Annotated in this window: 20 protein-coding genes and 1 pseudogene; 8 read left to right on the top strand and 13 right to left on the bottom strand. The window is 70.6% G+C overall.

The window, feature by feature from the left end; all coding sequences use genetic code 11:
• From ACFYY1_RS31825 to ACFYY1_RS31805, 5 genes are all read left to right on the top strand, one after another.
• Entirely contained in the window at positions 1–1,038 is a 1,038-nt protein-coding gene (locus ACFYY1_RS31825; RefSeq protein ID WP_388591693.1) for a FecCD family ABC transporter permease, read from the top strand.
• Positions 1,035–2,099 carry a FecCD family ABC transporter permease gene (locus tag ACFYY1_RS31820; RefSeq protein ID WP_388591691.1) on the top strand — a complete coding sequence of 355 codons (1,065 nt, stop codon included), beginning with the start codon at positions 1,035–1,037 and terminating at the stop codon, positions 2,097–2,099. Before ACFYY1_RS31825 ends, ACFYY1_RS31820 begins: the two co-directional genes overlap by 4 nt.
• A gap of 128 nt (positions 2,100–2,227) precedes the next feature.
• Positions 2,228–3,079 carry a YndJ family protein gene (locus tag ACFYY1_RS31815; RefSeq protein ID WP_388591689.1) on the top strand — a complete coding sequence of 284 codons (852 nt, stop codon included), beginning with the start codon at positions 2,228–2,230 and terminating at the stop codon, positions 3,077–3,079.
• A complete protein-coding gene (locus ACFYY1_RS31810; RefSeq protein WP_388591687.1) occupies positions 3,076–3,600 on the top strand; it encodes a DUF1990 family protein in 525 nt (174 codons plus the stop codon). The genes ACFYY1_RS31815 and ACFYY1_RS31810 overlap by 4 nt, the downstream gene beginning before the upstream one ends.
• 19 nt (positions 3,601–3,619) lie before the next feature.
• Positions 3,620–5,056 carry a lipase maturation factor family protein gene (locus ACFYY1_RS31805; protein WP_388591685.1) on the top strand — a complete coding sequence of 479 codons (1,437 nt, stop codon included), beginning with the start codon at positions 3,620–3,622 and terminating at the stop codon, positions 5,054–5,056.
• Positions 5,057–5,092: 36 nt separating this feature from the next.
• Here the strand turns inward: ACFYY1_RS31805 and ACFYY1_RS31800 are convergent, their stop codons facing one another.
• The 9 genes from ACFYY1_RS31800 to ACFYY1_RS31760 are packed head-to-tail and all read right to left on the bottom strand — an operon-like array spanning position 5,093 to position 13,278.
• Positions 5,093–6,442, bottom strand: a complete 1,350-nt coding sequence (locus tag ACFYY1_RS31800; RefSeq protein WP_388591683.1) for an ammonium transporter — start codon at positions 6,440–6,442, stop codon at positions 5,093–5,095.
• 49 nt (positions 6,443–6,491) lie between these two features.
• Positions 6,492–7,475, bottom strand: coding sequence for an urease accessory protein UreD (locus ACFYY1_RS31795; protein WP_388591681.1), 984 nt, complete (start codon positions 7,473–7,475; stop codon positions 6,492–6,494).
• Between the two features lies 1 nt (position 7,476).
• On the bottom strand, positions 7,477–8,097 hold the full coding sequence (gene ureG / locus ACFYY1_RS31790) for an urease accessory protein UreG (RefSeq protein ID WP_388591679.1): 621 nt from the start codon (positions 8,095–8,097) through the stop codon (positions 7,477–7,479).
• Between the two features lie 36 nt (positions 8,098–8,133).
• Positions 8,134–8,901 carry an urease accessory protein UreF gene (locus ACFYY1_RS31785; RefSeq protein ID WP_388591677.1) on the bottom strand — a complete coding sequence of 256 codons (768 nt, stop codon included), beginning with the start codon at positions 8,899–8,901 and terminating at the stop codon, positions 8,134–8,136.
• A 4-nt stretch (positions 8,902–8,905) separates the two neighbouring features.
• Positions 8,906–10,630, bottom strand: coding sequence for an urease subunit alpha (ureC, locus tag ACFYY1_RS31780; protein ID WP_388591675.1), 1,725 nt, complete (start codon positions 10,628–10,630; stop codon positions 8,906–8,908).
• The gene (locus tag ACFYY1_RS31775; protein ID WP_388591673.1) at positions 10,630–11,127 is read right to left on the bottom strand and encodes an urease subunit beta; all 498 of its coding nucleotides are present in this window, start codon (positions 11,125–11,127) and stop codon (positions 10,630–10,632) included. Before ACFYY1_RS31775 ends, ureC begins: the two co-directional genes overlap by 1 nt.
• Entirely contained in the window at positions 11,124–11,945 is an 822-nt protein-coding gene (locus ACFYY1_RS31770; protein WP_388591671.1) for a sirohydrochlorin chelatase, read from the bottom strand. The genes ACFYY1_RS31775 and ACFYY1_RS31770 overlap by 4 nt, the downstream gene beginning before the upstream one ends.
• 4 nt (positions 11,946–11,949) lie before the next feature.
• Entirely contained in the window at positions 11,950–12,255 is a 306-nt protein-coding gene (locus tag ACFYY1_RS31765) for an urease subunit gamma (protein ID WP_388591669.1), read from the bottom strand.
• 60 nt (positions 12,256–12,315) lie between these two features.
• Positions 12,316–13,278 (bottom strand): urea transporter, encoded by a 963-nt coding sequence (locus ACFYY1_RS31760; RefSeq protein ID WP_388591667.1) that lies wholly within the window; start codon positions 13,276–13,278, stop codon positions 12,316–12,318.
• Between the two features lie 200 nt (positions 13,279–13,478).
• On the opposite strand from ACFYY1_RS31760, the gene ACFYY1_RS31755 reads away from it, so the two are divergent.
• The gene (locus tag ACFYY1_RS31755) at positions 13,479–13,949 is read left to right on the top strand and encodes a fluoride efflux transporter FluC (RefSeq protein WP_388591665.1); all 471 of its coding nucleotides are present in this window, start codon (positions 13,479–13,481) and stop codon (positions 13,947–13,949) included.
• Positions 13,946–14,320, top strand: coding sequence for a CrcB family protein (locus ACFYY1_RS31750; protein WP_266727529.1), 375 nt, complete (start codon positions 13,946–13,948; stop codon positions 14,318–14,320). Before ACFYY1_RS31755 ends, ACFYY1_RS31750 begins: the two co-directional genes overlap by 4 nt.
• An 85-nt stretch (positions 14,321–14,405) precedes the next feature.
• On the opposite strand, the gene ACFYY1_RS31745 is transcribed toward ACFYY1_RS31750, so the two are convergent.
• The 3 genes from ACFYY1_RS31745 to ACFYY1_RS31735 form a co-directional block, all read right to left on the bottom strand.
• Positions 14,406–14,582 carry a hypothetical protein gene (locus ACFYY1_RS31745; protein ID WP_388591663.1) on the bottom strand — a complete coding sequence of 59 codons (177 nt, stop codon included), beginning with the start codon at positions 14,580–14,582 and terminating at the stop codon, positions 14,406–14,408.
• An 818-nt stretch (positions 14,583–15,400) separates the two neighbouring features.
• Entirely contained in the window at positions 15,401–15,541 is a 141-nt protein-coding gene (locus ACFYY1_RS31740) for a hypothetical protein (RefSeq protein ID WP_388591827.1), read from the bottom strand.
• Positions 15,538–16,713: a Cmx/CmrA family chloramphenicol efflux MFS transporter gene (locus ACFYY1_RS31735; protein ID WP_388591661.1), complete on the bottom strand. Its 1,176-nt coding sequence runs from the start codon at positions 16,711–16,713 to the stop codon at positions 15,538–15,540. The genes ACFYY1_RS31740 and ACFYY1_RS31735 overlap by 4 nt, the downstream gene beginning before the upstream one ends.
• A gap of 402 nt (positions 16,714–17,115) precedes the next feature.
• Between ACFYY1_RS31735 and ACFYY1_RS31730 the strand changes: the two are divergent.
• Positions 17,116–17,355: pseudogene (locus ACFYY1_RS31730) on the top strand (transposase); the annotation flags it as partial.
• A gap of 79 nt (positions 17,356–17,434) precedes the next feature.
• Here ACFYY1_RS31730 and ACFYY1_RS31725 read toward each other — a convergent pair.
• On the bottom strand, positions 17,435–18,919 hold the full coding sequence (locus ACFYY1_RS31725) for an SDR family NAD(P)-dependent oxidoreductase (protein ID WP_388591659.1): 1,485 nt from the start codon (positions 18,917–18,919) through the stop codon (positions 17,435–17,437).
• Positions 18,920–19,175 lie beyond the last annotated feature (256 nt).

The following is a 19,175-nucleotide window of genomic DNA, read 5'->3' as shown; positions in this document are numbered from 1 at the left end:
ATGGCCATCACCACGCACGCACCGCCGAGCGGTGCCGGTACTTCACGGACCGGCACCGCTCGGCGGGCGTTCTCCGTCGTCGTCGCGGTCGCCGTCCTGGTACTCGCCGTCCTGGCGAGCGTCATGTTCGGCAGCCGTACCACCTCGTTCGGCGATGTGCTGCACGTCCTGTCCGGCAGCGCGGACCCGAATGTCACCACCATCGTCGAGAGCCGCTATCCGCGCACCGCGCTCGGTGTGCTGGCCGGTCTCTGCCTCGCCGTCGCGGGCACCCTCATGCAGGGGGTGACCCGCAATCCGCTGGCCGATCCCGGGCTCCTCGGGATCAACGCGGGTGCCTCCGCGAGCATCGTCGCCGCGACGGCGTTCCTGGGGGCCTCGGGCAGCACGGACACCATGTGGTGGGCGCTCCCCGGCGCGTTGCTCGCGGGTCTGCTCGTCCATGCGATCGGATCGGCGGGTTCGGGCAGCGGTCTCATCCGGCTGGTGCTCGCCGGCGCGGTGCTCTCCGCCGTGCTGATGGCGTTCATCCAGGCGGTGACGCTGAGCCGCCCGCAGGTGTTCGACAGCTACCGCTACTGGGTCGTCGGGGCGCTCGGCGGCCGGGACTTCGACGTCTTCTGGTCGGTCCTGCCGTTCGCCGTGGCCGGTCTGGTGCTGGCCGCGGTGCTCGGCCCCGGCCTCAACGCACTCGCGCTCGGCGACTCGACGGCGGCGTCCCTGGGGGCGAATCCGGCGCTGGTGCGGGCGGGCGGGCTGTTCGCGGCCACGCTGCTGAGTGCGGCGGCGACGGCAGCGGTCGGTCCGATCGCCTTCGTCGGACTGGCCGTTCCGCACGTGGTGCGGGCCGTGGTCGGTGTCGACTTCCGCATGCAGATCCTTTTCTCGGCGCTGGCCGGTCCGGCGCTGCTGCTCCTCGCGGATGTCGTGGGCCGGGTGGTCATGCGCCCGCAGGAGCTGATGGTCGGTGTCGTGACCGCGTTCATCGGGGCGCCGGCACTGCTCGTCGCCGTACGCAGGATGAGGGGCAACGCATGACGTCGCATCAGGTCGGGCTCCGCACCGCTTCGCCCCGGAAGGTGATCAGGGCCGGCAAGAGGGTGGCCGTGCCGGTCCGGCGGGTGTCGGTGCTGACGGCCCTCGTGCTGCTGGTGCTGCTCGTGGCGGGCGCCGTCGCCACGTTGTCGCTCGGGCGGCTCGGCATTCCGCTCGCCGACCTGGCCGGGGCGGTGACCGGCGGGGCCGAGGGCAAGGACGCGTTCGTGCTGGAGCGGCTGCGCGGCCCCCGGCTGACGGTCGCCGTGGGCACCGGGGCGGCGCTCGGGCTCTCCGGGGCGCTGTTCCAGTCCGTCACCCGCAATCCGCTGGGCAGCCCCGACGTGATCGGGCTGGCGTCCGGGGCCGGGGCGGGCGCCGCGATCTCGGCGCTGCTGTTCCCGGACACCGTGCCGGTGGCGCTGGGCGCGCTGCTCGGCGCCCTCCTCGCGATGGCGCTGGTCCATGTGTCGACCGGGACCGGGTTCCGCAACCCGGCCCGGCTGGTCATCGCGGGGATCGGGGTTGCCGCGATCGGCACCGCGATCACCCAGTACGTCGTCTACGCCATGGAGCGGGACCGGGCCGCGGTCCTCACCGCCTATGTCAACGGCAGCCTGTCGGCGCGGTCCTGGCAGGACGCGACCACGATCTGGCTGGTGCTGCTGGTGGCGGCCCCGCTCACCGCGCTGGTGTCGCGGCGGCTGGACATCGGGGAGATGGGCGACGACATCGCGGCCGCGCTCGGCGCCGAGCCCCGCCGCACGAAGACGGCCGCCGTGCTGCTGGCGATCGCGCTCTCGGCGGGGGCGGTCAGTGTCGCAGGCCCCATCGCGTTCATCTCGCTGACGGCCCCGCAGATCGCCAAACGGATCACCCGGGTCTCCGGCCCGCACCTGGCGCTGTCGGCGCTGACCGGAGCGCTGCTGCTGGTGCTCGCGGATCTCTGCGCCCAGCAGTTGCCGCTCTTCGACAACCTGCCGGTCGGGATCTACACGATGGCCGTCGGAGGCGTGTACCTGGGCTGTCTGCTGGTACGGGAGTGGCGCCGGGGAGCCCTGTGATGCCGGCGCCGTACGCCACTCGCCACTGAAGCGGCCCGCTCCCGCGAACCCCCCTCTTGAACACGTTCAAGAAAGCTCGTAGAGTCTGCGCCGAGCACAGTTGAACGCGTTCAAGTCGGGGGTCGGCGATGTCCGTTCTGGTCAATGCGATCGTGATGCTGGGCATGCTGGTGGTGGTCCCCGCGGGGCTGCGGCTGACCGGTGCCGCCGAGCTGGAGCCGATGCGGCGTCTGTGGCCGCTCTTCGCCGTTCCCGGCGCCGTCTCGCTCTGGCTGCCGCGCGGCACGGCCGCCACCGCCCTGGCGGTCTGTTACGTGCTCGGCGCCGTACTCCTCGCCCTGCACGCCCCGCCCCGGCTGCTGCTGCTCCGCGGTCTCCCGGCATCCCGGGCACCGGCCGAGATCTCCCTGGTCACCGCCCTGGTCACGCCGTCGATCGCCGCCACGGCCCTGGTCGCCGAACGCTCGGGGCACACCCTCTTCGGCTTCGGGCTCGGCATCCTCGCGCTGACCGTGCCGCACTTCCACTTCGCCGGATTCGCCGCCGCACTGGTGGCGGGGCTCGTCTGCCGGATCACCGGGAGCCGGGCGGGAAGGTTCGCCGCGCTGAGCGTGCCGCTGGGCACCCTGCTCGTCCTGATCGGCTACTTCATCGGGGACCTGGCCGAGCTCGCGGGGGCCGCCGTACTGACCGCGGGAATGTGGACCGTCGCCCTCCTGACCTGGCGGTCGGTCCGTGCCGGGCAGCGGGACCGGATCACCAGGGCCCTGCTCGCCGTCTCTTCCGCCGTGCTCGCCGTCACCATGGTGCTCGCGCTGAGCTGGGCGCTCGGCGAGGCCACCGGACTCCCGCACCCCACACTGACCTGGATGGCCGCCACCCACGGCCTCGGCAACGCACTGGGCTTCGCGCTCTGCTCGGTGCTCGCCTGGCAGCGGCTCCGCGACCACACCGACCACGCAGAAAGCAGGACCGCATGAGCACCCTCAGCTATCCCGAGACCGGCGCCACCCGCCTCGGTCCGCTGCCCGCCGGGTACCACCACCTCCACCACCGGGCCAGGGTCGGTCGGGGCCGGGCCGACCTCCGGGCGGCGGGTGCGGCGGTCACCGAATGGCGCATGCACCGCACCAGCGGGGCCAGGGTCGACGCGTCGGCTCCCCGCGCCGGGGACGGGGTACGCGTCCGGGTGTCGCTGGGCATCGGCCCGCTCCGGTTCACCGCGCCCTGCCAGGTCGTCTGGACCGCGTACGAGCGGGACCGCGTCGGGTTCGCTTACGGGACCGAGACCCGGCACCCGGAACGCGGCGAGGAGTCCTTCGTGGTGGAGCTGGCCGACGACGGGACGGTGTGGTTCACGGTCATGGCGTTCAGCCGCCCGGCCGCCTGGTACACCCGGCTCGCGGGGCCCGTCGTACCGGTGCTCCAGCGGTGGTACGCCCGGCGGCTGGGCAGCGCGCTGCGGCGCATCGTGGACGAGGAGCGCGGCGGACAGGGCTGAATCGCCGATACTGGAGGTGATGGAGTGGTTCACCGCAGACGGGTACTGGCTCAGCCGGCTGATCTTCCAGCGGGCGCTGGCCGCCGTCTACCTGTTCGCGTTCCTCACCGCCGCGCTCCAGTTCCGGGCGCTGATCGGCGAACGCGGCATGCTGCCGGTGCCCGATTTCCTGCGCCGCACCCACTGGCGCGACGGCCCCGGGCTCTTCCGGCTCCACTACTCCGACCGTTTCTTCGCACTCGTGGCCTGGACCGGCTGCGCGCTGGCCGTCGCCCTGCTCGCGGGCGCGGATTCGTACGTTCCGCTCTGGGCGGCGATGCTGCTCTGGGCCCTGCCCTGGGCCCTCTACCTCTCTATCGTCCAGGTCGGCCAGACCTGGTACGGCTTCGGCTGGGAGTCGCTGCTGCTGGAGACCGGCTTCCTCGCCGTCTTCCTCGGCAACGCGCACACCGCTCCCCCGGTGCTGGTGCTGTGGCTGCTGCGCTGGGTGCTGTTCCGGGTGGAGTTCGGTGCCGGGCTGATCAAGATCCGCGGCGACGAGTGCTGGCGCAAACTGACGTGTCTGTACTTCCACCACGAGACCCAGCCGATGCCGGGGCCGCTGAGCTGGTTCTTCCACCGGCTGCCGAAACCCGTCCACCGGGCCGAGGTGGCGGCCAACCACGTCACCCAGCTCCTGGTGCCGGTGCTCCTGTTCACTCCGCAGCCGGTGGCGAGCGCCGCCGCGGGGCTGATGATCGTCACCCAGCTGTGGCTGGTCGTCTCGGGCAACTTCGCCTGGCTGAACTGGCTGACGATCACCCTGGCCCTGTCCGCCGTCGACTGGTCCCTGTTCACCGCGCCGCCCGCCCAGTCCGCGCCACCGCTCTGGTACGAGATCGTCGTCATCGCGGTGACGGCGCTGGTCGTGTTCCTCAGCTACCGCCCGGCGCGCAATCTGATCTCGCGCCGTCAGGTGATGAACCGCTCGTTCGACCCCTTGCACCTGGTCAACACCTATGGCGCGTTCGGCAGTATCAGCCGGGTCCGGCTGGAGGTGGCGGTCGAGGGCACGGACGAACCGGTGCTCCACGACGGCACCGTCTGGCAGGAGTACGGCTTCCGCGGCAAACCGGGCGACCCACGCCGGATGCCCCGCCAGTTCGCCCCGTACCATCTGCGGCTGGACTGGCTGATGTGGTTCGCGGCGCTCTCCCCCGCGTACGCCCACCCCTGGTTCGGCCCGTTCGTGGAGCGACTGCTGGAGAACGACCGGGACACCCTGCGGCTGCTGCGCCACAACCCGTTCCCCTATGCCCCGCCCACTCATGTCCGGGCCAGGGTGTACCACTACCGGTACACCACCTGGCGGGAGCTGCGCGCCACCGGGCGCTGGTGGCACCGGACCCATGTACGGGAGTTCATGCCCCCGGTCTCGCTCGGCCCCGCCCGGACCGGGCCGGCCCGGCGGTCCTGAGGCCCCGGGCCCGTCCCGCTGCCGGGGCGGAGCCCGTCACTTGGACTCCTCCCGGGCCCGCAGCAGCTTGGTGATCTGTCTGACGAGCTCGTCGTCGCTGGTCACGGCCTTGCCGGAGACCAGCGCACCGAGGCGTTCGGCGGTCTGGAAGTCGTAGGCGCGTTCCCGGTCCGTCCCGGGAACACTGTCGTACTCGTCCGCCGCGCGGAAGCCCACGGTCAGCTGGACCGCCTTCGCGATGATCCAGGTGAGGACGAAGGAGAACGCGATCACGCAGACGATGGCGACGAGCTGCTTGCCCAGCAGCCCCCAGCCTCCGCCGTAGAAGAGCCCCTCCTTGCCGCTGATCCGCGCGGTGGCGAAGAGACCGACCATGATCAGGCCGATCAGACCCCCGACGCCGTGCACACCCACCACGTCGAGGGTGTCGTCCACGTCGAAGCGGTACTTGAGCGTGATGGCGAAGGCGCAGACCGCCCCGACCACGAGACCGGTGATGACGGCACCGAGCGTGTTGATCTCACCGCAGGCGGGAGTGATGGCGACCATGCCCGCGACGGCGGAGGACACGACGCCCATGGTGGTGACCGTGCCGGTCCGCCACTTCTCGACCAGCGGCCAGGTGATCATGGCGCCCGCCGCGCCGAGCTGGGTGTTGATGAACGCCGCGGCCGCGGTGCCCTGGTCGCTGAGCGCCGAACCGGAGTTGAAGCCGAACCAGCCGAACCAGAGCAGCCCGACACCGATCACGACGAGCGGAATGTTGTTGGGCCGCTCCTCGCGGCGGGCGAAGTCGCGCGGCGCCCGCAGCACGAGCGCGACGGCGAGTCCGGCGACCCCGGAGTTGAGTTCCACCGGCAGACCGCCGGCGAAGTCCAGCGCGCCGAGGTGCTTGACGATCCACCCGTCCTGGTCGAACACCCAGTGAGCGAGCGGGATGTAGACGATGAGCAGCCACAGGACGACGAAGACGAGCCAGCCCTTCATGGTGGCGCGGTCGGCGATCGAGCCGCTGATCAGCGCGACCGTGATGATCGCGAAGCCCATCTGGAACGTGCTGTAGACGTAGGTGGGGATGTGGCCGGTCAGTGTGTTCAGCTCGATGCCGCGCATGAACACGTGGTCGAGGTTGCCGATGAGCCCGGCGCCGCCGACGTCCGGGCCGAACGCCAGCGAGTAGCCGATCACCCACCAGAGCAGGGTGCCGAAGGCGAGCGCCGCGAAGCTCATCTTGATCATCATCAGGATGTGCTGGGTGCGCACCATGCCGCCGTAGAAGAACGCCAGCCCCGGCGTCATCAGCAGCACCATGGCGGTGGAGGCGAGCAGCCATGCGGTGTCGCCGGAGTCGTACGCGGCCGGCATCGGCGCGGGAGCGGTGTTCATCGGCGGATACCTCGCAGGGGTGTGGTCGGTGGGGTGGGGCGGCGGTGCGTCAGGGCTTGCGCAGTGCGGGGGCCGGGTGGCCGGTGAGCAGTCGGCGCACGGCGTCCCAGGCGGTGTTGTGCCCGGCGGCGACCCCGACGGGGCTGTCGCCCAGGAGCCGGACCCAGGCGCCGCAGTCATGGGGCAGCACACTGACTCCGTACAGGACGCCGAGCCCGGCCAGCGCCTCGTGGAGGGTGTCGGCGATCGCGGTGGCCGGGGCCCGGTCGGTGACGACGAAGAGCGAGGCGACGTGGTCGTACCCGGCGAACACACCGGGGCCCACGACGCCGTTGCCGCGCGCCCCGGCTCCCGGGGTCAGGCGCAGGGTGTCGATGGCGAGGAGGGTGCCGTCGGGCCGGGCCACGCGCAGATCGGTGGCGAGTACCCGGTACTCGTGGCGCTCGCCGCGGGCCAGCCGCCCGGCGGTCAGGGTGTCGCCGACGACCGCGGTGGCGCCGGGGGCGACCGTGACCTCGGTGCACTGGTAGAACCGCGAGTCCTTGAACGGGATCAGCGGATCCGGCAGATACTCCACGTAGGCGCCCTCGTCCGCCGCGATGTGCACGCGCTGGCTCGCGTAGTCGTGCTCCATGCGGAAGACCTTGGTGGCTGCCTGGGTGGTCAGATGCACCTCGGTGCCGGGCCCGCAGCGGAAGTCCATCCGGTAGCGGTCGGCCTGGGCGATGCCGCCGCCGGTCGCCATCAGATAGACGTAACTCATGGCGGGCGTCGCCGGGTCGATCCAGAGCGGCCGCATGATCTGCAGCGGGGTCTTCTGGTAACGCTCCACGAGTTCGGTGCGCCCGCCCCGTACCGCGAAGGCCAGATCGAGGATGCCGACCTTGGCCGGGGAGCCGGGCCCGAGTGTGTCGGGCACGGAGGCCAGGGCCGCCACGTCCGGGGGGACGCGGACCGCGGTGTAGTAGCCGGGGTCGAGCCGGTCCGGCCGGGGCGGCGAGGAGCCGGGGTGCGCGGACGGGGCGGGGCGCATCTCAGATCAGCGCCTTGCGGCGCGATTCGAGGAAGCCCACGACGTCGTCGACGCCGATGCCGGTGAGGCAGTCGGTGAGGATGACCGGGCGGTTGTCGCGGACCCGGTGGGCGTCGGACTCCATGACGCCGATGTCGGTGCGTACGTACTTGGCGATGTCGATCTTGTTGATGACGAGCAGATCGGAGTCGGTGATGCCCGGGCCGCGCTTGCGGGGCATCTTCTCGCCCTCGGCGGTGTCCAGGACGAAGACGAACAGGTCGACCAGGGCCGGGCTGAAGGTGAGCGTGAGGTTGTCGCCACCGGACTCGTAGAGCAGCGTGTCGGTGTCGGGGAAGCGCTCCAGCATCTCGGCACCGGCCGCCAGGTTCATCGTGGGGTCGTCGCGAACGGCGGTGTGCGGGCAGGCCCCCGTCTCGACGCCGACGACCCGCTCCGGTTCGATCACTCCGGCGAGGGTGCGGCGGACGTGCTGGGCGTCCTCCTGCGTGTAGATGTCGTTGGTGATGACAGAGGGGCGGTGGCCGCGCTCGATCAGTACCGGCACCAGCGCTTCGATGAGCGCGGTCTTGCCGGAACCGACCGGTCCGCCGATGCCGACCCGCAGTACGTTGTCGTCCATGGTGCTCCCTGGCTCGTGGGGGTGGGTGTGGATGGATCAGCTGGCGAACAGGCGTGCCTCGGCGCGTTCATGACGGCCCGACATGATGTCCGAGGCGAAGACGGTGGCACCGACGTCGGCGAGTTCGCGCCGCAGCGCCGCCTCGACGGCCGCCTCGATGACGGGGGCGGCGCCCCGCAGCAGGGTCTGCGCCCCGCGGTGGTCGGTGAGCCGCAGTCGCAGTGCGGCGCCCGCGAAGCTGGCGCAGAACGCGAACAGGTCCGAGGCGACCGCCTGGCCCACCGGGACCCCGGTTGCCGCGTGGATGACGCCCGCGGCCACGGCCTGGGTCCCGGGGGACTCGCGGCGTACGACACGGTCGAAGTGCTCGGTGATCTCCGGCCGGTCGAACACCTCGGCGGCGAGGTCCAGGAGTTGCCGCCCCGTCCGGGTGGCCGCCTGGCGCATCTCCCGCCCCAGCTTGGTGGCGAAGAGGTGCTCGTCGATACGGACGACGGCCGCCGCGTCGCCCGCCCGCGTCGCCCGGTGGGCGAGCGCGAGCGCGGTGGCGTCGGCCGGGCCGACGCCGTGCAGCAGCAGGTCCTCCAGCAGCAGCGGAAGGCTCTCCCGGTCGACCGCCCCGGCCTGGGCGAATCCCTCCAGGCTGTGCGACAGCGTGTAGAAGCCGCTCGGGAACGCCGAGTCGGTCAGCTGGAGGCTGACCAGCAGCGGCCCGAGCGCGGACTCGGGCACCGGTGTTCCGGCGGTGGCCGCGCCCGGCGTCCGGCCGGCTTCGCCCAGGAGGTCGTTCTCGTCGCGATACATCGGCCTAGACGAGGAAGAACAGGTGGTTGAGGGGCAGTTCCTCGGCCGGGTCGATGGTGGCGACCTTGCCGTTGAGCGTGACCTTGAACGTCTCCGGGTCGACCTTGATGTCCGGCAGCGCGTCGTTGCGGATCATGTTGTGCTTGCCGATGGTCCGGGTGCGGCTGACCGGCAGCACCTTGCGTTCCAGGCCCAGTTCGGCCGGGACCCCGGCGGCGATGCCGGCCTGGGACATGAAGGTGACATGGGTCGTCGGCAGCGCCTTGCCGTACTGCCCGAACATCGGCCGGTAGATCACCGGCTGCGGGGTCGGCAGCGAGGCGTTGGGGTCGCCCATCTGCGCCCAGGAGATGATGCCGCCCTTGATCACCATCTTCGGCTTGGCCCCGAAGGAGTGGATGGGCCAGAGCACGATGTCGGCGAGCTTGCCCTTCTCGATCGAGCCCACGTGGTCGGAGATCCCGGTGGCGACGGCCGGGTTGATGGTGACCTTGGCGAGGTAGCGGAGCACCCGCTGGTTGTCGTTGCGGGCGGAGTCGCCCTCCAGCGTGCCGAGCTTGTCCTTGCAGTGGTGGGCGGTCTGGAAGGCGCGGGTGACGGACTCCCCGACCCGGCCCATCGCCTGCGAGTCGGACGAGAACATGCTGATCACGCCGAGGTCATGGAGCACCGACTCGGCGGCGATCGTCTCGGCGCGGACCCGGCTGTCGGCGAAGGAGACGTCCTCGGGGATGTCGTGGCTGAGGTGGTGGCAGACCATGACCATGTCGAGGAGTTCGTCCACCGAGTTCTTGGTGTACGGCAGCGTCGGATTGGTGGAGGACGGCAGTACGTTGGGCTCGCCGGCCACCCGCAGGATGTCCGGGGCATGGCCGCCACCCGCGCCCTCGCTGTGGAAGGTGTGGATGGTGCGGCCGTCGATCGCGGAACGGGTGTCCTCGAAGAAGCCGCTCTCGTTGAGGCTGTCGGTGTGGATGGCGATCTGGACGTCGTGCCGGTCGGCCACCTTCAGCGCGTTGTCGATCACGGCGGGGGTCGCGCCCCAGTCCTCGTGGACCTTCAGCGCGCAGGCCCCGGCCTCGATCTGCTCGTCGAGCGCCGCCGGGAGGCTGCCGTTGCCCTTGCCCATGATGCCCAGGTTGATGGGGAAGGTCTCGGCGGCCTGGAGGAACCGGGCGATGTTGTACGGACCGGGCGTGCAGGTGGTGCCGTTCGTGCCGTCGGAGGGGCCGGTGCCGCCGCCGATGAGGGTGGTGATGCCGTTGGTGAGCGCCTGCTCGGCCTGCTGGGGCGAGATCAGGTGCACGTGGGTGTCGATGGCGCCCGCGGTGGCGATAAGGTGCTCACCGGCAATGGCCTCGGTACCGGGTCCGATGACCAGGTCCGGGTGGACGTTGTTCTGCGTCTGCGGGTTGCCCGACTTGCCGATGCCGGCGATGAAGCCGTCCTTGATGCCGATGTCGCACTTGACGACCCCGACGACGGGGTCGATGACCACGACGTTGGTGATGACGGTGTCGAGCGCACCCTGGGCGGCGGTGGCCTGCGGGTCGGCGGCCATGCCGTCGCGCATGGTCTTGCCGCCGCCGTAGACGACCTCGTCGCCGTACAGGCCCTCGCTGTAGTCCTTCTCGACCTCGACGACGAGGTTGGTGTCGGCGAGGTGGAAGCGGTCACCGACCGTCGGGCCGAACATGTCCGTGTACTGCTTGCGCGGCAGGATGGGCATCAGCGCGAACCCTTCTTCTTTCCCTTGGAGTCCTTGGCATCCTTCGAACCCTTGGCGTTCTTGGTGTTCTTGGTGCTCTTGCTGTCCTTGGGGCTCTTCTTCGGTGCTGCGGAGCCGTCGCCCTCCCGCGCCCCCTGGAATCCCAGCTCGATCGCCCTGCGGACGGCCTCGACCTTCACCGGGTGCGAGGCGAGACTGCCGTCGAGCAGCCCGCTGAAGCCGACGAGCCGGCCCGTTCCGGCGTACGTGCACAGCTCCACGTCGCGCGTGCCGCCGGGCTCGATGCGCACCGAAGTGCCGGCGGGAATGTTCAGGTGCATGCCGAGCGCCTGCTGACGGTCGAACGACAGCGCCGAGTTGACCTCGAAGAAGTGGTAGTGCGAGCCGACCTGGACCGCGCGGTCCCCGGTGTTGTGCACGGTGAGCTGGACCGTCCGGCGGCCGGCGTTGATCTCGATCGGTTCCTTGCCGTAGATGTACCTCTGACGGGGCGTCATGCGATGCTCCTGATGACTTGGCCCGCACCATGTCCGTGGGTGTGCCGATGCGGGTGCGGATGTCCGTGACCGTGGTGGTGTGCGGTGCCCGGTGGGTGGGTGTGGGAGTGGCCGTGGTGGTCGGCGGCGGTCAGTCCGGCCGCGATGCCGTCGTCCCCGCGCTCGCCCCGCTGCCGCCGGGCGTCGGCCACGCGCTCGGCGAGCACCCGGGCCAGTGCCGCCGGAGCGAGCAGCGGACCGGCGCACTCGACGCGCGTACCGGGTGCGTCGGGCAGGATCGGCCGCGCGAACGCCGCCGGGAGCAGCACCACGTGCCGGGCGCCGAGCAGGGTGCAGCGCCGGACCCCCTCGGCCGGGTCGGGGTCTCCCCCGGTGAACGCGACCTCGACCAGGTCGTGGCTGCCGTAGCGGCGGACCAGGCAGGCGACCCGGTACAGCTCGGCGTCCTCGAACGGGTCGCCGGCCGGGGCGGTGACCAGCAGTGCGGCGGAGTCCGGGACACGGGCCGCCGCCGCGCGCAGCCAGCCGGTCAGGTGCTGGGAGGTGCCGAAGGGCTCGGCCAGTGCGGTCCGGGCCCGGTCGGCCGCGGGCAGCGCGCGCAGGGTGCGGGCGGCGTCCGCGACGAGTTCCGGGTCGCGGCCGAGCGTCATAGGGACGACACAGCTCTCCTCGCCCCGGCGGCTCGGCGCCGCGACCGCCCGGAACAGTTCGCGCCCGCCGGACACGACGCTCACCCCTGGGTCCACCAGATCGCGCAACGCCTCCCCGTACGCGGCCTCGTGGCCGCACACGGCGATCACCCGGCAGTGGTCGGACACCGGTTCAGCCGCCGATGGGGTCGTGGCAGGACACCAGCTTGGTGCCGTCCACGAAGGACGCTTCGATCTGGAGCAGCCCCAGCATCTCGCGTACACCCGGCATGGTGTCGTCCTCACCGACGATGTGACGGCCGAGTTCCATGCAGTCGGCGACGCTCCTGCCGTCGCGCGCGGCTTCCAGGATCGCCTCGCTGATCAGCGCCACGGACTCGCTGTAGTTGAGCTTGAGGCCGCGGTCCCGGCGCTTGCGGGCCAGATCGGCCACGACGTACACCAGCAGTTTGTCGATCTCGCGAGGTGCGAGGTTCATCGTCAGTACCTTCCTCTGGAAACGGGCGGGAGCAGGGGTGGGTCCGGGGGCGGGGCGAGGTCAGCCGCTCCGGCGGAAGCGGGGCAGCAGCGGGACGGCCGCCATGAGCGCCCAGGTCACGAGGATGAACGGCCAGGTGAAGGTGTGGCCGCCGAACGATTTGAAGAACGAGGTCAGGGAGGCGGTCAGGCCGGTGGAGGCCGCGGCGCCGAAGAGGGCGTACGCCCCGTTCCACACCGTGCCGGTGAGGAAGACCGCGCCGATGGCGATGGCCACGAGCACGGCGTTGTATCCGTAGATCCCGTTGGCGATCAGCGAGGTGGGGGCGCCCAGCGCCCAGGCGGCGAGGATCCCGACGACGGAGCCGGCTGCCGCGTACAGCACCACGCGCAGCCCGGCGAAGGCCAGGCCGACGAGCATGATGAGCCCGACGTACCACGCGTCCACCAGGAAGACCTGCGAGACATTGGTGAAGAAGGCGTGCCAGAGATCGTCCCAGGAGATCGCGGTGTCCCCGCTGGTGGTGCTGGACACGGGATTCGGCGCTCCGTGCCAGATCCGTCCGAAGGACGGCGCCCCGAGCACCATGACTCCGGAGACCAGGCAGAACGGTGCGGTGAGCGCGGTCAGTCCGTACGGCTTGAGCACAGCGGTCAGCGCCATCGTCAGTACGGTGCACATGATCGAGCCGATGACCGCGAGCGCATAGGTCGCGGGGTGGTGTCCCAGCGAGCTGACCAGCGCGATGCCGGTGAGACAGCCGGAGTACCCGTGGAGGCCGAGGGCGATGCCGGAACGGTCGATGCCGAGTGCGTAGGCGGTCAGCGTCGAGACGACGGTGCCCAGGGTGGCGAAGAGCCCGGTCTGCCAGCCGGCCGCCCACAGCCCGGCGAGGATGAACGCGCCGGTCCAGATGCCCGGCTGGAGGTCCACCTGCCCGACTCCGCGCACCGAGGCCAGGAGGAAGGCCGTCGGTTGCCGGCCTTCGAGTTTCCGGACGACGGCAGGCTCGGCGATGGGCAAGGGAGGCTCCAGCGGCTCGGCGGAAGGGTGCCGCTCTCGTTCATGGCGCGGAGAGGGGCGGGCATCGGCTCACCGCCATCCACGCATATGCCGGGCGGCTCTTCTCGCCGTGCGGTGTTTCGTTGCGCCGTTCGAGTCCGGAAGTACGCCGCCGCGCGCGCCGCGCGGGACCGCCGGGACCGGCTGGTTAGGTTCGCCGGATGGCCCCCAGGATGCGCCTGCATCACCACACCCACCCCGATCACCACCCCGGGGCGCAGCCGGCCGTCGTGGCGGCTGTCGCGATCGGCGGCGCCGCGGGGGCCATGGCCCGCTACGGCGCCGAGCGTCTCTGGCCGACCGGCGCCTCGGCGTTCCCCTGGACGATTCTGCTGGTCAACACCGTGGGCTGCTTCCTCATGGGTGTCCTGATGGTCACCTTGAAGCGGCGGTTTCCCGGGGCGCCCCGGCTGATCAGTCCGCTGCTGGGCACCGGGTTCCTCGGCGGCTTCACCACGTTCTCCCACTACACGGACAATGTGCGGCAGCTCTTCGAGAACGGGCGGCCCGGATACGCGGTCGGCTGTCTGCTGCTGACGGTCGTGGCGGCGCTGGCCGCCGTGACGGCGGGCGCCTTCGCCGCGCATCTGGCCCTCGGACACGGCTACGCGGACCAGGACGGTGTCCGATGACCGACTGGCTGCTCGTGCTCGTCGGCGGACTGTTCGGCGCTCCGCTGCGCTATCTGCTCGGTGTGGACGCCAAGTTCCGCCTCCACACCGCGTTCCCGTGGGGGACCTTCGCGGCCAACGCGGGCGCGGCGCTGTTCCTCGGCTTCCTCTCCGAGGCGGTGACCGACGGGGAGCTGGGGCCCCGGCTCCAACTGCTCCTCGCCACCGGTTTCTGCGGTGCGCTGTCGACCTGGTCGACGTTCTCGTACGAGCTGCTGACCCTGACGTCGGCCCGTCGGCTGGCCATGGCGGCCGGATATCTGGTGCTCACCGTCGGTGCGGGCGTCGGGCTGTCGTTCGCCGGGGCGGCCGTGGCGCGGGCGGCCCTGTGAACGGCGCACGCCCCGACCGGCCGAGCTCCGGACCGCGCGATGCGGTCCGGAGCTCGGATGTGGTGGCGCCGGGGGTGAAGCGGGGTCAGTCGATGCCGGGCAGGATGTGCGGCTCGGCAAGGTCGTCCTCGTAGCCGGCCAGCCGGATCGGTGCGGACCTGGCCCAGACCTCGATGTTCCGGAGCTTCTCGGGCCTGCGGGTCCGTTCTCCGTGCCGTTCGGCCGGTCGCTTCTCGTGCTTCGTCAGTTCCGGTGTCGTCACCGCGCACTCCTTTGTGTCGCGTAGCCCCGGGCAGCGCCGATGTTCCGGCCTCATCACCGGGGATCGGCTGCCCGTGGTGGGCAGGGGCAAGAACAGTTCGGTCGCGGTGGCGCCGGGTACGGGGCGGGACGGCGACTTGGTTGAAAGCCTGTCCCGGGACGGTCGAGGAAGGTTTGTGGACTCCTCGATTACGTCCGTTCACATCAGGGTAACCAAATGAGCGCCTTCGTGCTCGATGGAACGTGTGCTCTAGGTCACTTTCAGCCACCGCATGCGCAAAGGGCCCGGTCGGGAGCCGGGTGGATTCGAGGGATCGTTGCAACACGCGGTGAGTTGATCAAGCGTGAGCAGTGTAGGCAGAGGCTCGGCGGGGAGGTCCCGGTCGAGCCGCTGTTGCAGCCTCGGCGGCGTGGTGGTGGTGGTGCGCCTTGGTAGCGACCGGTTGTGCAATCACCAGAAGTCACCGCCTGGGCCGCGCTACTCGCCCATGCGTGACCAGGCCGGAATGAAGCCTCATGAACGACGGATCGAGCCGGCCCGTGGACAAACTCACCGCGCTCCGTCTCGGTGGAGGAGGCTGGTTGCGGAAGTTCCAGCATCCCGGCCAGGCCACCGGGCATTTGTGGACGTCCGCCCCAAGAAGAGCGATCCCGATGCCCGAGCACAGGGCGAGGGATGGGTTCGCAGCGACGCTGAACGCAGCTTCCACCTTGAGCACCGGGAGTATGACTGCGAACGCATCGACGGCTTCGAGGGTCAGATGGTCGGCCTACGCCGGTCTGTGGTCGGGCGCGACCACAGACCCGACCACGGGCCGCCTAGTTGTTGCCGGCCATGGCGTCCAGGCGAGCGCGGGAGATGCCGACCTCGGTGGTGATGTGGGCGATCGGCCGGGTGCGGCAGCGTTCGACGAGCCTTCGTCGCCCCTCGATATTCAATGGGGAGTTCGCGTGCGTCACTGGAGCACCTCGCTCCGACCCGCTGCGATCACACCGCGCAAGGGGAACGCGACGAGTAGCGCGACCAGGACGAGGAGTCCGCTTACCCAGAGCGGCCCGAGGCCCCCGGCTGCCGTGCTGAGGGTCGTCGCGGCGATGAGGGGTCCGACGGCTGCGCCCACGTTGAGCGCGGCGGTCGCGTAGGAGCCGGCCATGGTGGGCGCTGCTGCCGCCTCGTAGAGGACCCGCGTGATCAGAGTGCTGCCCAGCGCGAACGACAGCGCGCCCTGGACGAACACGAGGGCGAGCAGGGCGGCCGGCTTGTCGGCCAGCACGGCCAGGGCCGGCCAGCCGATGAGCAGCAGTGGGCCGCTGACCGCGATGACCGGGCCGGGGTGCTGGTCGGACAAGCGGCCGGCGACGGTGACCCCGGTGAAGGAACCGGCACCGAAGAGCACCAGGGCGACGGAGATCCACAGCTCGCCCAGCCCGGCGGTGTCGGTCACGACGGGGGCGAGGAAGGTGAAGCCGGCAAAGGTTGCCGCGTTCACCATGGCGCCGAGCAGCATGATCAGGAGCAACCGCGGCCTTTTGAGCTGCGCGAGTTCCGCTCGCAAGGCCGGCCCGTCAGCAGCGACCTTCTGCACACGTCGCGCTGGGATGCCTTTGACGATGCCGATGGCTGCGGGCAGGCAGAGAGCGGCGACGGCCCAGAAAGTGGCCCGCCAGCCGAACAGCGTGCCGAGCACCGATCCCCCGGGGACACCGGCGACCGTGGCCACCGTGGTGCCCGACAGCAGTACGGCGAGCGCGCGTCCCTTCTTGTCGGGCGAGACAAGCGTGGTGGCGGTCGTCAGCGCTACGGCGAGGAACCCCGCGTACGCGACTGCTGCGACCACCCGCGTCACCATCAGGACCGGGAAGCTCAAGGTGGCAGCGCCCACGACGTGGGCTGCCATGAACACGAGGACGAACCCCAGAAGGCTGGACCGTCCAGGCCAGTTGCGAGAAAGCCCGGCCATGAGCGGGGCACCGACGATCATTCCGATCGCGAAAGCCGAGGTGAGCATGCCTGCTGTCCCGACTGTCACGTCGAGGTCCGAGGCGATGTCCGGCAAGAGGCCGGCAAGCATGAATTCCGAGGTGCCCATGGCGAAAACCGCCACGGCGAGCAGATACAGCGGGAGAGGCATCGAATGGCTCCGAGGTGAGGAGAAGCACGAGAAGGTCATCTCGTCACCGCGGTCAGCCCCCAGGGCCGCACTCGTCCGACCGCAGAACGCGGGGAGACGGCAGGACTACGAACTCAGTGGTTCAGGGGGCCGACGGCGTGACCGAAAGCCCCCACCTTGTCTGACTCAGGACTCGACATGGCCCGCACGGTACCCGACCGATGCCCGTCGATGCACATCGGTTTCACAACTGCCGACATGCCGACATGTGTCACCAACGTCATGACCCGCAACAACTGGTTGAGGACCTGGACCTCGCCCACTGCGGCGGTGAAGGCGGCAACGCTCGACTACGCGAACAAGGCCGTGTCCTATGTGGTGAGGCGGTCGTTGAGGTCGTCATGGGGCGGGGCAACTGGAGTCCCCCACCTGCGAAGATGGCTCTGGGGCAAACACATCGGAGTCCGCATCGCCCGCAAGGGCATCGACTCCAGCGAACGACTCGGCCGCCGCAGATGGGTCATCGAACGCACCATGTCCTGGCTGACCGGAGACCACCGCCTCAACCACCGCTACGAACGCAGACCAGGCAACTACCTGGCCTTTCTCGGACTCGCCGCCGCCCTCTGCTGCTACAAACGACTGGTCAGACTCACCACATAGGACACGGTCTAATACTCCAGTCAGAAAGCCGATCCCGACCGGGCCCTGCCCGGTTCACGCATGTTGCGTCACCGCACGACTACCAGTTGGCGGGTGCGTAGTCCTTGAGGAAGCAGCCGTACAGATCCTCGCCGTCCTCGCCGCGCACGATCGGGTCGTAGACGCGGGCGGCGCCGTCGACCAGGTCGAGCGGGGCGTGGAAGCCCTCCTCGGCGAGACGGATCTTGTCGGGGTGCGGGCGCTCGTCGGTGATCCATCCGGTGTCGACGGCGGTCATCAGGATGCCGTCCTTCTCGAACATCTCCTGGGCACTGGTCCGGGTGAGCATGTTCAGGGCGGCCTTGGCCATGTTGGTGTGCGGGTGGCCCGCGCCCTTGTAGCCGCGGCTGAACACGCCCTCCATCGCGGAGACGTTGACCACGTAGGCGCGCTTGGCGGCCGTCGCCGCCATGGCCGGGCGGAGCCTGCTGATCAGGATGAACGGGGCGGTGGAGTTGCAGAGCTGGACTTCCAGCAGCTCGATCGGCTCGACCTCCTCGACGGTCTGGATCCAGCTGTTGGTGTCGTGCAGGTCGGGCACCAGTCCGCCCGCGTCGATCGCCGTCCCGGCGGCGATCCGCTCCAGCGACGCGGAGCCGGTGACCAGCGCGAGCTCGGTGACGTCCTGCGCGCTCAAGCCCTCCTTGCGGGCGGCCGGCAGGGCCGCGACCCGGTCGACGGTGCCGCTGCCGAAGGTGCCGATGACCTCGGCGGCGGGCAGCTCGCCCGCGGGGAGCGGCGCCGATTCGGCGTTGACGAGTTCGCTGTACGCGTTGGCGGAGCGGCGCACCGTCTGCGCCGCGTTGTTGATCAGGATGTCCAGCGGGCCCTCGGCGGCGACCGAGTCGGCGAGCGCGACGACCTGGGCGGGGTCGCGCAGGTCGATGCCGACGATCTTCAGGCGGTGGATCCACTCGTCGCTGTCCGGCATCGCCTTGAAGCGGCGGATCGCGTCGTTGGGGAAGCGGGTGGTGATGGTGGTGTGCGCCCCGTCGCGCAGCAGCCGCAACGCGATGTACATGCCGATCTTCGCCCGGCCGCCGGTCAGCAGCGCGCGCCGGCCGGTGAGGTCGGTGCGGGCGTCGCGGCGCGCCCGGTTCTCCTTCGCGCACGGCTGGCAGAGCTGGTGGTAGAAGGCGTCCACCTCGACATAACGGGTCTTGCAGATGTAGCAGGAGCGGGGCCGCTGGAGCACTCCCGCGATCTCGGCGCGGGCGGACGAGGACGGCAGGACGCCCTGGGTCTCGTCGTCGATCCGGTCGGCCGAGCCGGTCGCGGTGGCCTCCGTGACCGCCTTGTCGTGCGCGGTCTTGGCGGCGCGGCGCTCCTGGCGGCGGCGCTGCTTCACGGTGCGGTAGATACCGGCCGTGGCACGGCGCACGGTGATGGCGTCGGGGTGGTCGACCTCGATGGTGTCGAGTTCGTCGAGCACGCTCAGGCAGACGGCCAGCCGCTCCGGGTCGATACCGGGACCGAACTCCTCAGTTCCGGGAGCGAGCTCCGGGCTGTCCTCTGTCACCGTCATTGCCGTTCCTCTGCCGTCCGTCTCTCGTGGCGCCGACCGCCGTACCTGCTCCTGCCGGGCCGAACGCCCCGATCAAGTCTGCCATGCACCGGATGCTGCTCCGTTCGCGTGACGTGTCGCGCGACTCCACACGCGGCCACGGCTCCACTCGCGTTCGGCGCGGATGCGGGCGGCCGCCTGCCGCCGGCGCCCCGACGTCTCCTCCACGGAACGGTCACATATGCTTCGCTGCCATACGGCCGGGGCGGGTCGTGCC

It is taken from the genome of Streptomyces sp. NPDC001890 (assembly GCF_042891445.1).
In the GTDB taxonomy this organism is placed as follows: domain Bacteria; phylum Actinomycetota; class Actinomycetes; order Streptomycetales; family Streptomycetaceae; genus Streptomyces.
The sequence above is the reverse complement of the archived record's forward strand: the minus strand, read 5'-3'. Positions and strand labels throughout refer to the sequence as shown.

What these genes read in the sequence shown, in the direction of transcription:
- ACFYY1_RS31820 (WP_388591691.1), top strand. Translation starts at nt 1,035, where the DNA reads ATGACGTCGCATCAGGTCGGGCTCCGCACCGCTTCGCCCCGGAAGGTG.
- ACFYY1_RS31735 (WP_388591661.1), bottom strand. Translation starts at nt 16,713, where the DNA reads ATGCCTCTCCCGCTGTATCTGCTCGCCGTGGCGGTTTTCGCCATGGGC.
- ACFYY1_RS31785 (WP_388591677.1), bottom strand. Translation starts at nt 8,901, where the DNA reads ATGTATCGCGACGAGAACGACCTCCTGGGCGAAGCCGGCCGGACGCCG.
- ACFYY1_RS31765 (WP_388591669.1), bottom strand. Translation starts at nt 12,255, where the DNA reads ATGAACCTCGCACCTCGCGAGATCGACAAACTGCTGGTGTACGTCGTG.
- ACFYY1_RS31800 (WP_388591683.1), bottom strand. Translation starts at nt 6,442, where the DNA reads ATGAACACCGCTCCCGCGCCGATGCCGGCCGCGTACGACTCCGGCGAC.
- ACFYY1_RS31725 (WP_388591659.1), bottom strand. Translation starts at nt 18,919, where the DNA reads ATGACGGTGACAGAGGACAGCCCGGAGCTCGCTCCCGGAACTGAGGAG.
- ACFYY1_RS31815 (WP_388591689.1), top strand. Translation starts at nt 2,228, where the DNA reads ATGTCCGTTCTGGTCAATGCGATCGTGATGCTGGGCATGCTGGTGGTG.
- ACFYY1_RS31805 (WP_388591685.1), top strand. Translation starts at nt 3,620, where the DNA reads ATGGAGTGGTTCACCGCAGACGGGTACTGGCTCAGCCGGCTGATCTTC.
- ACFYY1_RS31825 (WP_388591693.1), top strand. Translation starts at nt 1, where the DNA reads ATGGCCATCACCACGCACGCACCGCCGAGCGGTGCCGGTACTTCACGG.
- ureG (WP_388591679.1), bottom strand. Translation starts at nt 8,097, where the DNA reads ATGGACGACAACGTACTGCGGGTCGGCATCGGCGGACCGGTCGGTTCC.
- ACFYY1_RS31750 (WP_266727529.1), top strand. Translation starts at nt 13,946, where the DNA reads ATGACCGACTGGCTGCTCGTGCTCGTCGGCGGACTGTTCGGCGCTCCG.
- ureC (WP_388591675.1), bottom strand. Translation starts at nt 10,630, where the DNA reads ATGCCCATCCTGCCGCGCAAGCAGTACACGGACATGTTCGGCCCGACG.
- ACFYY1_RS31795 (WP_388591681.1), bottom strand. Translation starts at nt 7,475, where the DNA reads ATGCGCCCCGCCCCGTCCGCGCACCCCGGCTCCTCGCCGCCCCGGCCG.
- ACFYY1_RS31775 (WP_388591673.1), bottom strand. Translation starts at nt 11,127, where the DNA reads ATGACGCCCCGTCAGAGGTACATCTACGGCAAGGAACCGATCGAGATC.
- ACFYY1_RS31810 (WP_388591687.1), top strand. Translation starts at nt 3,076, where the DNA reads ATGAGCACCCTCAGCTATCCCGAGACCGGCGCCACCCGCCTCGGTCCG.
- ACFYY1_RS31755 (WP_388591665.1), top strand. Translation starts at nt 13,479, where the DNA reads ATGGCCCCCAGGATGCGCCTGCATCACCACACCCACCCCGATCACCAC.